The 13,781-nt window shown below is 56.6% G+C and carries 12 protein-coding genes and 2 tRNA genes; 6 read left to right on the top strand and 8 right to left on the bottom strand.

From position 1 onward, the window contains the following. Positions 1–13: 13 nt before the first annotated feature. Entirely contained in the window at positions 14–1,345 is a 1,332-nt protein-coding gene (gene argA, locus JO226_RS00930; protein WP_293478249.1) for an amino-acid N-acetyltransferase, read from the bottom strand. Positions 1,346–1,574: 229 nt separating this feature from the next. Between argA and amiC the strand changes: the two genes are divergently transcribed. Then, positions 1,575–2,828 carry an N-acetylmuramoyl-L-alanine amidase AmiC gene (gene amiC, locus JO226_RS00925; protein WP_293478247.1) on the top strand — a complete coding sequence of 418 codons (1,254 nt, stop codon included), beginning with the start codon at positions 1,575–1,577 and terminating at the stop codon, positions 2,826–2,828. Between the two features lie 177 nt (positions 2,829–3,005). Here the strand turns inward: amiC and JO226_RS00920 are convergent. Beyond that, positions 3,006–3,082 (bottom strand) — tRNA-Met (locus JO226_RS00920). A gap of 47 nt (positions 3,083–3,129) precedes the next feature. Further along, a tRNA-Met gene (locus JO226_RS00915) sits at positions 3,130–3,206 on the bottom strand. Between the two features lie 208 nt (positions 3,207–3,414). Between JO226_RS00915 and mltA the strand changes: the two genes are divergently transcribed. Both mltA and tcdA read left to right on the top strand, forming a co-directional pair. After that, entirely contained in the window at positions 3,415–4,512 is a 1,098-nt protein-coding gene (mltA, locus tag JO226_RS00910; protein ID WP_293478245.1) for a murein transglycosylase A, read from the top strand. A gap of 19 nt (positions 4,513–4,531) precedes the next feature. Next, complete coding sequence (gene tcdA, locus JO226_RS00905; protein WP_293478243.1) at positions 4,532–5,344, top strand: tRNA cyclic N6-threonylcarbamoyladenosine(37) synthase TcdA; 813 nt, start codon at positions 4,532–4,534, stop codon at positions 5,342–5,344. Here tcdA and csdE read toward each other — a convergent pair. Both csdE and csdA read right to left on the bottom strand, forming a co-directional pair. Next, a complete protein-coding gene (gene csdE / locus JO226_RS00900) occupies positions 5,329–5,778 on the bottom strand; it encodes a cysteine desulfurase sulfur acceptor subunit CsdE (RefSeq protein WP_293478241.1) in 450 nt (149 codons plus the stop codon). The two genes, tcdA and csdE, sit on opposite strands and share 16 nt — an antisense overlap. Beyond that, positions 5,779–6,984, bottom strand: a complete 1,206-nt coding sequence (gene csdA, locus JO226_RS00895) for a cysteine desulfurase CsdA (protein WP_293478239.1) — start codon at positions 6,982–6,984, stop codon at positions 5,779–5,781. 445 nt (positions 6,985–7,429) lie between these two features. Between csdA and gcvA the strand changes: the two genes are divergently transcribed. The 3 genes from gcvA to rlmM are packed head-to-tail and all read left to right on the top strand — an operon-like array spanning position 7,430 to position 9,855. Continuing rightward, positions 7,430–8,347, top strand: a complete 918-nt coding sequence (gene gcvA / locus JO226_RS00890; RefSeq protein ID WP_293478237.1) for a glycine cleavage system transcriptional regulator GcvA — start codon at positions 7,430–7,432, stop codon at positions 8,345–8,347. Positions 8,348–8,366: 19 nt separating this feature from the next. Next, positions 8,367–8,762, top strand: coding sequence for a DUF423 domain-containing protein (locus JO226_RS00885; RefSeq protein WP_013364943.1), 396 nt, complete (start codon positions 8,367–8,369; stop codon positions 8,760–8,762). After that, complete coding sequence (rlmM, locus tag JO226_RS00880; RefSeq protein ID WP_293478235.1) at positions 8,755–9,855, top strand: 23S rRNA (cytidine(2498)-2'-O)-methyltransferase RlmM; 1,101 nt, start codon at positions 8,755–8,757, stop codon at positions 9,853–9,855. The genes JO226_RS00885 and rlmM overlap by 8 nt, the downstream gene beginning before the upstream one ends. A gap of 44 nt (positions 9,856–9,899) precedes the next feature. Here the strand turns inward: rlmM and xni are convergent, their stop codons facing one another. The 3 genes from xni to JO226_RS00865 form a co-directional block, all read right to left on the bottom strand. After that, entirely contained in the window at positions 9,900–10,658 is a 759-nt protein-coding gene (xni, locus tag JO226_RS00875) for a flap endonuclease Xni (RefSeq protein WP_293478233.1), read from the bottom strand. Between the two features lie 113 nt (positions 10,659–10,771). Continuing rightward, on the bottom strand, positions 10,772–12,139 hold the full coding sequence (locus tag JO226_RS00870) for an L-serine ammonia-lyase (RefSeq protein WP_293478231.1): 1,368 nt from the start codon (positions 12,137–12,139) through the stop codon (positions 10,772–10,774). A gap of 63 nt (positions 12,140–12,202) precedes the next feature. After that, complete coding sequence (locus JO226_RS00865) at positions 12,203–13,498, bottom strand: HAAAP family serine/threonine permease (protein ID WP_293478229.1); 1,296 nt, start codon at positions 13,496–13,498, stop codon at positions 12,203–12,205. Positions 13,499–13,781: the final 283 nt, after the last annotated feature.

Genomic DNA, 13,781 nt, shown 5'->3' with positions numbered 1-13,781 from the left:
GAACGGCGGGATATCAGGTTAAATCGGCCATCAGCACTTTGGACTTACGCTGATAGTTGTACATCTCTTTTTTACTTTCCGGCAGCAGGTCGACTTCAACTGGCGTAAAGCCCCGCTCCTGGAACCAGTGGATGCTGCGGGTGGTCAGGACAAACAGCTTGCTGAGTCCCATCTGTTTCGCCTGAACGGCGATGCGCTGTAACAGCACCTCACCGCGTGACGAACTGCGGTAGTCAGGATGTACCGCCACGCAGGCCATTTCACCGATGCTCTCTTCCGGGAAGGGATAGAGGGCGGCGCAGGCAATGGTCAGGTTATCGCGCTGGATAATGGTGAATTTGTCGATTTCCATTTCCAACTGCTCGCGGGAGCGGCGCACCAGAATGCCTTGTTGCTCCAGCGGGCGGATCAGCTCAAGAATGCCGCCGATATCGTTAATGTTGGCGCGGCGGATCTGCTCGGCGCTCTCCATGACGATTTGCGTACCGATGCCGTCACGTGAGAACAGTTCCTGCAGCAGCGCGCCGTTTTCCTGGTAGCTTATCAGGTGGCTACGGCGCACGCCGCTGCGACAGGCTTTTACCGCGCCGCGCAGGAAACGAACGGTGCCGGAATGGTAGTCGCCGCCAGCTTCAAGCGCATCCACCCGGGCCTGCGCCTCGTTGGGAAACAGTTCTGAAACGATGTCACCCTCCTCGTTGTACACCCCTTGCGACGAGCAAAAACCGATCATTTTTTCCGCTTTCAGCTTGATGGCAAGCTGCGTGGCAATTTCTTCGGAGGTCAGGTTAAAGCTCTCGCCAGTCACTGACACGGCGACGGGCCCCATCAGTACGATAGCGCCGCTGTCGAGTTGGCGGTGGATAGCCTCTTCATCGATACGGCGAATACGCCCGCTGTGGCAGTAGTCAATGCCGTCGTCAACGCCGAGCGGTTGGGCGATGATAAAGTTGCCGCTGACGACGTTAATATGCGCACCCTGCAGCGGCGTATTGTTCAGGCTCATCGACAGGCGAGCGGTGATATCGAGCTGCAGCATTCCGGCGGCCTGCTTGACCAGATCCAGCGTTTTCGCGTCGGTCACCCGGGTGTGCTTGTGGTAGACCGGTTCGTGGTGATGTTCCGCCAGATTGGCGTCAATCTGCGGACGCGCGCCGTACACCAGCACCAGACGTATGCCAAGGCTGTGCAGTAATCCGATGTCATGAACAATGCTGGAAAAGTTCTCATGCTCAATGGCCTCACCGCCCAGCATGATGACAAACGTTTTCCCGCGGTGGGCGTTGATGTAGGGAACTGAGTGACGAAATCCTTCAACCAGCTCTGTTTTACGTTCCTTCACCACGGTACGACCTCTCAGTGAATGGTTATTCGAAATTAGTGTATTTTTATTCTGTTTTTGCGGTGAGTGCAAGTCACAATTTTGCAAAGGAGGCTGCAGTTGGTTTTGCAAAAATCGTAGATCTAAGGAATGTTTACCCTTTTATAGATGACAGGTTATACGGCTTTGGTTAAAGTTTTCGGTCAAACAAGCCGTTTAAATAATCGATTAAAAATTTTTGCTCGGGAGAAGCATGTCCGGAAGTCAGTCAGGAATGAGCCGTCGGCGTTTTTTGCAGGGGGCGGGCGCAATGTGGTTATTGAGCGTCAGTCAGGTGGGGATTGCTGCCGTCAGCCAGGTAGTGGCCGTGCGCGTCTGGCCATCATCGACCTATACCCGCGTGACGGTGGAGTCCAATCAACTGCTGAAGTACCGACAGTTTGCGCTGAGCAACCCTGAACGGCTGGTGGTGGATCTCGAAGGGGTAAACCTTAACTCCGTGCTAAAAGGCATGGGGGCGCAGATCCGCAGCGACGATCCGTACATTAAATCCGCCCGCGTCGGGCAATTCGATCCGCAAACCGTGCGTATGGTGTTCGAGCTTAAACAAAATGTTAAGCCGCAGCTGTTCGCGCTGGCGCCGGTGGCCGGGTTTAAGGAACGCCTGGTGATGGATCTCTATCCATCCACTGCGACCGAGATGCAGGACCCGCTGTTGGCGCTGCTGGAAGATTACAACAAGGGCGATCTTGAGAAGCAGGTGCCGCCTGCGCAGAGCGGGCCGCAGCCGGGGAAAGCCGGGCGAGATCGTCCGATCGTCATCATGCTTGACCCAGGACACGGCGGCGAAGACCCGGGCGCTATCGGCAAATATAAGACCCGCGAGAAAGACGTGGTATTGCAGATAGCGCGCCGCCTGCGGACGTTAATCGAGAAAGAAGGCAACATGAAGGCCTATATGACGCGTAATGAAGATATTTTTATTCCGCTCAAGGTCCGGGTGGCGAAAGCGCAGAAGCAGCGCGCAGACCTGTTTGTCTCTATTCACGCCGATGCTTTTACCAGCCGCCAGCCGAGTGGTTCATCGGTATTCGCCTTATCGACCAAAGGCGCAACCAGTACGGCGGCAAAATATCTGGCGGAAACGCAGAACGCCTCCGACCTTATCGGCGGGGTCAGCAAGAGCGGAGATCGCTACGTCGACCACACGATGTTCGATATGGTGCAGTCGCTCACCATCAATGACAGCCTGAAGTTCGGCAAAGCGGTGCTGAATAAGTTGGGCCGGGTGAACAATCTGCATAAGAATAAAGTGGAGCAGGCGGGCTTTGCGGTGCTGAAAGCGCCGGATATTCCGTCTATCCTGGTTGAAACCGCGTTTATCAGTAACGTGGAAGAGGAGCGTAAGCTTAAGACCGCAACATTCCAGCAGGAGGTGGCGGAGTCGATTCTGGCGGGGATTAAAGCCTACTTCGCCGATGGGGCGACGCTGGCCCGGCGGGGATAACCCTTTATTTCCGCAAGTCAGTCAAGCTGCACCGCGGCGGCGGCTGAGTGAATCCCCGGGAGCGTACATCAGTACGTGACTGGGGTGAATGAAGGAAGCCAACAAAGGTACGGCGCAGAATGACGACGCGGAAAACAAAAAAACACCCGTAAGGGTGTCTATTGTTTTACTGAAGATTGGTTGCGGGGGCCGGATTTGAACCGACGACCTTCGGGTTATGAGCCCGACGAGCTACCAGGCTGCTCCACCCCGCGTCCGTCATTTACTCTTCCATCGAGTAATTCTTTCTTCATATTTTAATTGGTTGCGGGGGCCGGATTTGAACCGACGACCTTCGGGTTATGAGCCCGACGAGCTACCAGGCTGCTCCACCCCGCGTCCGTGGATGCGCACTATACTCTGCTAACTTTTTGATGCAACCTTTTTTTACCCCTAATCGTGAATTTTGCAAACGAGTGGATAAAAATCTACCATTCCGTCGTTTTTTTACGCAAAACTTGCTGCCTGTTGCGTTATCACATTTCAATAGCCCTGGGGGTTTGTTATCTTCATCACGCACTAATGGTCAGTAATAAGATGAGACACCATGAAAGGACGTTGGACAAAATATCTGGTAACAGGCGCTATGCTGACGATGTTGGCCGCCTGTTCCTCTAAACCGACCGATCGCGGTCAGCAGTATAAAGACGGAACGTTCAATTCGCCTTTTTCCCTTGTTAACAAGCCTGATGCCGTCGGCGCGCCGATCAACGCGGGCGATTTCGCACAGCAGGTGAGTGAGATTCGTAACGCGTCGCCGCGCCTTTATGGCAGCCAGAGCGATGTCTATAGCGCTATCCAACAATGGCTGAGCGCTGGCGGCGATACCAGCACGCTGAAACAGTACGGTCTGGATGCCTGGCAGATGCAGGGCGCGGATAACTACGGCAACGTCCAGTTTACCGGCTACTACACGCCGGTGATTGAAGCGCGCCATACACGTCAGGGCGAATTCCAGTACCCGATTTACCGCATGCCGCCAAAACGCGGCAAGCTGCCATCTCGCGCCGGTATCTATGGCGGCGCTCTGAGCGACAGCTACGTCCTGGCCTACAGCAACTCCCTGATGGATAATTTCATCATGGACGTACAGGGAAGCGGCTATATCGATTTCGGTGACGGTTCGCCGCTGAACTTCTTTAGCTATGCCGGGAAAAACGGCTGGCCTTACCGCAGTATCGGCAAAGTGCTCATCGATCGCGGCGAAGTGAAGAAAGAAGATATGTCGATGCAGGCGATTCGTCACTGGGGCGAAACCCACAGTGAATCCGAGGTGCGCGAGCTGCTGGAAGAGAATCCGTCCTTTGTCTTCTTCAAACCGCAGTCCTTTGCGCCAGTGAAAGGCGCGAGCGCGGTGCCGCTGATCGGCCGGGCCTCGGTGGCCTCCGATCGCAGCGTTATTCCGCCGGGCACCACGCTGCTTGCCGAAGTGCCGCTGCTGGATAACGACGGTAAATTCAACGGCCACTACGAGCTGCGCCTGATGGTGGCGCTGGATGTCGGCGGCGCGATTAAAGGACAGCACTTCGATATCTATCAGGGCATCGGCCCGGATGCCGGACACCGCGCGGGATGGTACAACCATTATGGTCGCGTATGGGTGTTACGCAGTGCTGCGGGCAACGGTAACGTATTTAGCGGTTAATCCAGTCGTTTGAGGTTTTATGTCAGTGGTTCTTAGCGATGCCTGGCGCCAGCGTTTTGGCGGTACGGCGCGTTTGTACGGTGAAAAAGCGCTACAGCTGTTTGCGCAGTCGCATGTGTGCGTCGTCGGTATCGGCGGCGTCGGTTCCTGGGCGGCGGAGGCGCTGGCGCGCACCGGTATCGGCGCCATTACGTTGATCGATATGGATGACGTCTGCGTGACCAACACCAACCGGCAGATCCATGCCCTGGGCGGCAACGTCGGGCTGGCGAAGGCGGAAGTGATGGCCGAACGTATCCGCCAGATTAATCCGGAGTGCCGGGTGACGGTGGTGGATGACTTCGTGACGCCAGACAACGTCGCGCAGCATCTAAACGCGGGGTTCAGCTACGTGATTGACGCTATCGACAGCGTGCGCCCGAAGGCGGCGTTGATCTCGTACTGCCGCCGCTACAAAATTCCGCTGGTTACCACTGGCGGCGCGGGCGGGCAAACCGATCCGACGCAGATCCAGGTCGCCGACCTGGCGAAAACCATTCAGGATCCGCTGGCGGCGAAGCTGCGCGAGCGGCTGAAAAGCGATTTTGGCGTCGTGAAAAACGGAAAAGGTAAGCTGGGCGTGGACTGCGTGTTCTCAACGGAAGCGCTGGTGTACCCACAGGCGGACGGCTCCGTGTGCGCGATGAAAAGCACCGCGGAAGGTCCGAAGCGGATGGACTGCGCCTCCGGTTTCGGCGCGGCAACGATGGTGACCGCCACCTTTGGGTTTGTGGCGGTGTCCCACGCGCTGAAGAAGATGATGGCAAAAGCCGGGCGTCAGCTCTCCGCCTGACGCGCTGCCTGAATGACGGCGTCGCGTAACGCCGTCAGCCCCTGGTTGCGTGAGGCGCTGAGTTGCGCGCGCAGACCCAGTTCATCAAAGAGCGCCAGCGGGTCTGCCGCCAGCAGTTCCTGAGGGCGCTTCCCTTCAACGGCGGTCAGCAGTACCGCCAGCAAACCTCGCACGATGCGTCCTTCGCTCTCGCCATAGAAATGCAGCCTGCCGTCCGGCATCAGCGTATGACCCAGCCAGACGCGGTTTTCACAGCCCGCGATTTCCTGCGCCTGCGCTTTCAGCGTGTCCTCAAGAGCGGGCAACTGCTTGCCCAGCAGAATGAGCTGGCGATACTTATCTTCCCACATACTCAGTGGACCAAAGCGCTCACGCAGCATCTCCTGCGTGACGGTTGCGCCGAACGGGTGTCCGGCAAAAGCAGGGCTTGTCATTTAATCCACCAAAAGTTCGAGCGCGCGATCGACGGCAGCGAGCAGCGCATGGACGTCGTCCTGAGTATTATAAGGCGCGAATGAGGCGCGCAGCGTTCCGCTGACGCCAAGCGCTGACAGCAGCGGCTGGGCGCAATGCTGACCTGCCCGTAACGCGATGCCGTATTCGGCCAACAGCGTGACCATATCGCTGTGGTGGACGCCAGCAAAATCAAACGCCAGCAGACTGGAGTCCTGACAGCGGAATGAGCGAAAGCCCGGACGCTTTGCCAGCGCCTCTTCGGCCAGGGTTGCCAGCCCCCGGCTCCAGGTCTCTGCCTGTACGATATCCGTTTCGGATAACCATTCCAGCGCGGCGCACAGGCCGATCACCCCCGCCACGTTTGGCGTACCTGCTTCAAGGCGATACGGCACCGGCTGCGTTTTAAAACCGTCAAACGTCACCTCGGTGATCATTTTGCCGCCGCCGAGCCATGGCAACATGGCATCCAGCAGTTCGGCTTTACCGTACAGCGCGCCGATTCCGGTCGGGCCATACAGTTTGTGGCCGGAAAACGCATAAAAGTCGATATCCAGCGCCTGCACATCGGCAGGGAAATGGACGACGCCCTGCGCGCCGTCGACCATCACGACCATCCCGGCCGCATGGGCGAGGGTGATAGCGCGCGCGAGATCCGGGCAGCCGCCGGTGACGTTCGACATCTGGCCGAGGGCGAGAATACGACTGCGGGAGGTAATTAACCCGGAAAGCAGCTCAACGTCCGGCAGACGGTCGGCGCCCAGTGGAAGCGGAACGACACGGGCGCCGGTTTGCTCGGCGACCATCAGCCAGGGCACCAGATTGGCGTGGTGCTCGGCCTGGCTTACGATGATTTCATCGCCAGGCTGCAGGCGAGGGCGGGCGTAGCACTGGGCGACCATGTTGATGGCCTCCGTTGTGCCGCGCGTCCAGACGATATTTTTGCCGTCAGGGGCATTGAGCAGCTCCGCGACCTTGTCGCGGGCGGCCTCGTAGCGCGCGGTGAGTTTTTGCGCCGCGGCGTACTGGCTACGGTGAACGTTACCGGCGCTCAGGCTGTAAAACTGCTGACTGGCGTCAATCACCGCCTGGGGCTTCAGGGCGGTGGCGGCGCTATCGAGGTAAATACCGGCATCGGCCAGCGCCGGAAACTGGGCGCGAAACTGCGCCGGATTGAAAGCGTTCATGGTTTTCCTCATCACAATATCAGGATCGTCGCGCAAATTTCCGGGCAGGGCAAGATCTCAACGTCTCCAGGGGGAAGGAGATAGCGCATCAGATGCTAAAAACGAGGGTAAAAAAAAGCACCGCAATCTGCGGTGCTACATTAATCACTATGGACAGACAGGGTAAATGTACAGGAAGTGAAAAGGGGGTAGTCTTGCTACCGAGGTCTGAAAGGCAGACCAATTGCAAACACAACAACACAACATCACAACCGTAAGCCAAAAGCCCATCAGAACACGCATTCCGAAAAAAGCTTTTCGTTCCGGCTCAGGAAGTGCCGCCACTATAGGTATTTGCTGGTAGAACCTCAACGGACAAATTATAATGTCTCAGATAAAAAAAACTAATAGGTTACACGGTGTTGCCTATATGTTAAATGGCGTTAACATCTGAGTCAGAATCACCATGTCAAAGCGTTTACCACCTCTGAATGCATTACGTGTATTTGATGCAGCCGCCCGTCATCTGAGCTTCACCCGCGCCGCGGAAGAGCTTTTTGTGACCCAGGCCGCAGTCAGCCACCAAATCAAGTCTCTCGAGGATTTCCTGGGGCTCAAGCTGTTTCGTCGCCGCAATCGTTCCTTGTTGCTGACGGAGGAAGGGCAGAGCTATTTTCAGGATATTAAGGAGATCTTTTCGCAATTAACGGAAGCAACGCGTAAACTGCAGGCGCGCAGCGCTAAAGGGGCGCTAACGGTCAGTTTATTGCCCAGTTTCGCCATTCACTGGCTGGTGCCGCGACTGGCAAGCTTTAACTCAGCTTATCCGGGAATCGATGTCAGGATCCAGGCCGTAGACCGTCAGGAGGATAAACTGGCGGACGACGTTGACGTGGCTATCTTCTATGGCCGCGGCAACTGGCCCGGCCTGCGGGTGGAGAAACTCTACGCTGAGTATTTATTGCCCGTGTGTTCACCGCTGCTGTTAACGGGCGAGAAGGCGTTGAAAACGCCGATGGATTTGGCGCAACATACGCTATTGCATGACGCTTCCCGCCGGGACTGGCAAACATATACGCGCCAGCTGGGTCTAAATCATATTAATGTTCAACAGGGACCGATTTTCAGCCACAGCGCGATGGTGCTGCAGGCGGCTATCCACGGACAAGGTATCGCACTGGCCAACAACGTGATGGCGCAGTCCGAAATTGAAGCAGGCCGTTTAGTCTGCCCGTTTAATGATGTTCTGGTCAGTAAAAATGCGTTTTACCTCGTTTGTCATGACAGTCAGGCAGAACTGGGTAAAATAGCCGCTTTTCGGCAGTGGATCTTGTCGAAAGCGGCCAGCGAACAAGAAAAATTCCGCTTTCGTTACGAACAATAAATGACTTCAGGACAATGACATGACTAGTCGTTTTATGCTGATTTTTGCCGCGATTAGCGGTTTTATCTTTGTTGCGCTGGGTGCTTTCGGCGCGCATGTTTTAAGTAAGTCATTGGGCGTTGTGGAAATGGGCTGGATCCAGACCGGTCTTGAGTATCAGGCGTTCCACACGCTGGCGATATTCGGCCTGGCGGTTGCGATGCAGCGCCGCATCAGTATCTGGTTTTACTGGAGCAGCGTGTTTCTTGCCCTGGGGACCGTGCTTTTCAGCGGCAGCCTGTACTGCCTGGCGCTGTCGCATTTACGCCTGTGGGCGTTTGTTACCCCTGTCGGCGGAGTAAGCTTCCTTGCGGGATGGGTGTTGATGTTAATTGGTGCAATTCGTTTAAAGCGTAAAGGTGTCGCGCATGAATAAGGTTGTCCTCTACAGCCGTCCAGGCTTCGAGAAAGAGTGCGCCGCAGAGATTTCTGACAAGGCCTCGCGCCTCGGCGTGTATGGCTTTGCCCGCGTAAAAGATAACTCGGGCTATGTCATTTTTGAGTGCTACCAGCCGGGTGAGGCAGAGAAGATAATTCGTGAACTGCCGTTCAGCACGCTGATTTTCGCCCGCCAGATGTTTGTTGCCAGCGAGCTGCTGCAGGATCTGCCGCCGGAAGACCGCATCACGCCGATTGTCGGCATGCTGCAAGGCGTGGTGGAGAAAGGGGGCGACCTGCGCGTTGAGGTGGCTGACACCAACGAAAGCAAAGAGCTGATGAAGTTCTGCCGCAAGTTCACTGTACCGCTGCGCGCCGCGCTGCGCGAGGCGAAAGTGCTGGCGGCGTATGAGACGCCGAAGCGCCCGGTCGTGCATGTGTTCTTTATCGCGCCGGGCTGTTGTTATACGGGCTATTCGCTGTCGCATAACAACTCGCCGTTCTATATGGGTATCCCGCGCCTTAAGTTCCCGTCGGATGCGCCAAGCCGTTCCACCCTGAAGCTTGAAGAGGCGTTCCACGTCTTTATTCCGGCCGATGAGTGGGACGAACGCCTGGCAAACGGCATGTACGCCGTTGACCTGGGCGCCTGCCCCGGAGGCTGGACCTATCAGCTGGTCAAACGCAACATGTGGGTCGCTTCGGTAGATAACGGCCCGATGGCGCAAAGCCTGATGGATACCGGACAAGTGACCTGGCTGCGTGAAGACGGTTTCCGCTACCGCCCAACCCGCAACAACATCTCGTGGATGGTGTGCGATATGGTGGAGAAACCGGCGAAAGTGGCGGCGCTGATGGCGCAGTGGCTGGTTAACGGCTGGTGCCGTGAGACCATCTTTAACCTCAAGCTGCCGATGAAAAAGCGCTATGAAGAGGTGTCTCAGAACCTGGCGTATATTCAGACGCAGCTTGATGAGCATGGTATCAACGCGCAGATTCAGGCGCGCCAGCTCTACCATGACCGCGAAGAGGTGACGGTGCACGTTCGCCGCCTGTGGGCCGCCGTGGGCGGTCGTCGCGACGAGCGGTAGCCGTTCCTCTCTCTACATGCCCCTCTCACGCCCGTGGGAGGGGATTATTGCCGCGCTAATCGCAATTGCTGCAGGTTTCCATTGAGCTGGAGATCCGTTTGCAGGCGCGCGACGTCGCGACAGATAAATGCCATTTCCCGGTGCGCCTCCAGTTTTTTACGCCATTTTTCCGGAACATCTTCCAGGTGCGCGTAGAGACCCTCAAGACTCTGAAATTCGTTCAGCAACTGCGCCGCGCTTTTTGGGCCGATACCGGCCACTCCGGGGACTTTGGAGCTGCTAATTCCCGCAAGGCCCCAGTAGTCCGGCAACTGCTGCGGCGCGACGCCGAACTCGCTGGCGATAAACGGTGCGTCCAGCCAGCGTTTCTGGAAATAATCGCGGATACGGATCGTCGGCGAGAGCAACTGGCAGTAGCCTTTGTCGGTCGAGACGATAGTCGCCTGGTGTCCGGCGCTGGCCACCTTCACCGCAAGCGTTGCGGCCAGATCGTCCGCTTCATTGCCCTGCGCGCCCCAGCAGGGAACGCCATGCTGCTCGAAGGCGGCGCGAATGGCGGGCATTTCGTTATGCAGGTCGTCGGGCATTGGCGCGCGTCCGGCTTTGTAATCGGGCAGACGCTGGTGCCGCCAGCCGCTGTTGCGCGCTTCGTCGTCGAAGACCGCGACGGCGTGCGTCGGCTGGCTATGGCGAATAAGCTGCTCCAGCGCGTGCAGACAGGTGTCCTTACAAGGCGTTCCCTGCACCGCATGAATGCGGCGAATCAGGTTTAACGCGTCGACAATCAACAAATGAACAGCCACAGATAATCTCCCTTCCGGCGTACAGGCAAAGGGTAACATTGTCGGCGCTGTGAAACGAATAATGGTGAGGCAAACAGGAAGAAGCCTCGCAAAACGAGGCTTCTTTTGGTGGCTTAATCGCAGGTGACTATCTTCATCGCCAGACCGCCGCGGGACGTTTCGCGGTATTTGGCGTTCATGTCTTTACCGGTTTCGTACATAGTCTCGATGACTTTATCGAGGCACACGCGCGGCTCGCTGGTGCGGCGCAGCGCCATACGCGCGGCGTTGACTGCTTTCACCGACGCTATCGCATTACGTTCGATGCACGGCACCTGAACCTGACCGGCGACCGGGTCGCAGGTTAAGCCCAGGTTATGCTCCATACCGATTTCCGCCGCGATGCAGACCTGTGTCGGGCTACCGCCGAGCAGTTCGGCAAGACCTGCCGCCGCCATCGAGCAGGCAACGCCTACTTCACCCTGGCAGCCCACTTCGGCGCCGGAAATGGAGGCGTTCATCTTGTACAGAGAGCCGATGGCGCTGGCAACCAGCATAAAGCGCGCCAGCGAGTTGGCGTTCACTTCGCGGATAAACTTATCGTAGTACGCCAGCACCGCCGGGACGATACCGCAGGCGCCGTTGGTCGGCGCGGTAACGACGCGGCCGCCCGCAGCGTTTTCTTCGTTCACGGCAAGGGCGAACATGTTGATCCAGTCCACGACCGCCATCGGGTCAGTGGTGGTTTTGTCGCTGCTGACCAGCATACGGCGCAGCGCAGCGGCGCGACGCGGTACGCGCAGTTTGCCCGGCAGCACGCCTTCGGTGGTGATGCCGCGTTCAATACCGCTGCGCATCACTTCCCAGACGTTGGCGAAGTGCTGCTCAAGCTCTTCTTTGCTGTGCAGCGCCAGCTCGTTTTTCATCATCAGGCCAGACAGCGACAGGCCAGTTTCCTGGCAGTGGCGCTGCAGGTCCGCCGCGTTTTTGTACGGATAAGGTACCGCCAGCGGGGCGCTGTTGGTCTGACCGAAGTGTGCTTCGTCGACGATAAAACCGCCGCCGATAGAGTAATAGGTTTGGCTGTAAACGGCCTTATCGCCGCTGAGCGCGGTGATGCGCATGCCGTTTTCATGCAAAGAGAGGTTGTCGGCATGAAAGTTCATGCACTGATCAACCGGAAACTCGACCTCATGCTGACCGTTTGCCAGCAGCAGGCGGCCATGGGTGTTGACGTCCTGGATAAAGCCTGGGATAGCATCGATATCGACAGTGTCCGGCAGGTTGCCCGCCAGGCCCATGATGATGGCGATATCAGTGTGGTGCCCTTTACCAGTAAGAGAGAGCGAGCCGTAAACATCGACGACGACGCGGGTCACGTCATGCAGGATCCCGCGTGCAATCAGGTCGTCCGTGAATTGCTTGCCCGCTTTCATTGGCCCAACAGTGTGGGAGCTGGAAGGACCAATGCCGATTTTGAAAATATCGAATACGCTGATCATGATGCATCCATTGCTGTCATTGCTGAAAAGAAAAACGCCGCCCGAAGGCGGCGCGGGAGATTATCAGAACATGGTGTACAGGGAGTAGAAAATCGCGGAGATAGCGATAAGCCCCATGATGGCCACGAAGACGTTACTGATGTGGCCGCTGTACTTGCGCATCGCAGGGATTTTCTGAATCGCGTACATCGGCATCAGGAACAGAATCATCGCGATAACCGGACCGCCCAGCGTCTCAATCATGCCGAGGATGCTTGGGTTCAGGGTCGCCACAATCCAGGTGGTGACCAGCATGAACAGCGCGGTCAGTTTGTTCAGACGGCTAATTTCGATGCTCTTACCGCGGCTACGCAGGGATTTAATCACCATGCCGTTGAAACCTTCACGGGCGCCCAGGTAGTGGCCGAGGAAGGACTTGGTGATCGCGATAATTGCGATAATCGGCGCCATCCAGGCGATAAGCGGTGCGTTAAAGTGGTTAGCCAGATAAGACAGGATGGAGATGTTCTGCTCTTTAGCAGACGCCAGGTCCGTCGGAGACAGGCTCAGAACGCAGCTGAACACGAAGAACATCACGGTCAGAACCATCATGATGTGCGCGAAAGCCAGGATCTTAGAGCACTTCTTCTCAGCGTCTACACCGTACTCTTCACGTTTCGCCACGGCGAAGGAGGAGATGATCGGCGAGTGGTTAAAGGAGAACACCATAACCGGGATTGCCAGCCACAGGGTCATCCACAGGCCGTTACCGGTAGCGCCTGCGCCGCTCAGGGACAGGGTTTCCAGCGCAGCGCCGTTCCACTGCGGGATCAGGTAGCAGGCCAGCAGCATCAGCGCGGCAACGAACGGGAATACCAGGATGCTCATCGCTTTTACGATCATCTGCTCGCCGAAACGAACGATGGTCATCATACCGATGATGAGGAGCAGCGACAGAATGGCGCGCGGCGGCGGCGTCATCTGCAGCTGGTGCGTCATGAAGCTTTCTACGGTGTTAGTGATAGCGACGCTGTACACCAGCAGAATCGGGTAGATAGCGAAGAAGTAGAGCAGAGTAATCAGCTTACCTGCGCCTGTGCCGAAGTGTTCTTCTACGACTTCAGTGATGTCTTCGCCCGGGTTTTTACCGGACAGCACAAAACGGGTAAGGCCGCGGTGTGCGAAAAAGGTCATTGGGAAAGCGAGGATCGCCATGATGATGAGCGGGATCATACCGCCTACACCGGCGTTGATGGGCAGGAACAGCACGCCCGCGCCAATTGCTGTGCCGTAAAGACCCAGCATCCACATGGTATCGGTTTTACGCCATGAACTTCGGGTTTCTACCGAAGCAATGGTGCTGGTTTGAGTGGTTTCCATCTGTGTTTCTCCTGGAGGAAGCAATTGTCAGTTTTTTAGTCAAATCCAACGATTAAATGGCTGACGGTAATATAAAATTCGTTAAATCGGGGTGTTTTATATGATTTTTCCCCGTATCTATTGGCGGCGGAAAGATACATTTAAGTTATCAATGTATCAGTGATCCCGATCCCAAATGCAATAAAACACTTTCAATCTGGGCATTTTTAGACCATCAGACTGGAATTTTACCATTAGCGGAAATTAATGGGCGTGAAGGCTATCATTGGCAGTGACTGTAGGG

The sequence above is a fragment of the Pluralibacter sp. genome, from assembly GCF_019237635.1.
Classification (GTDB): domain Bacteria; phylum Pseudomonadota; class Gammaproteobacteria; order Enterobacterales; family Enterobacteriaceae; genus Enterobacter_B.
Note: the sequence above shows the minus strand (reverse complement) of the source record. Positions and strands in the feature narration are given on the sequence as shown.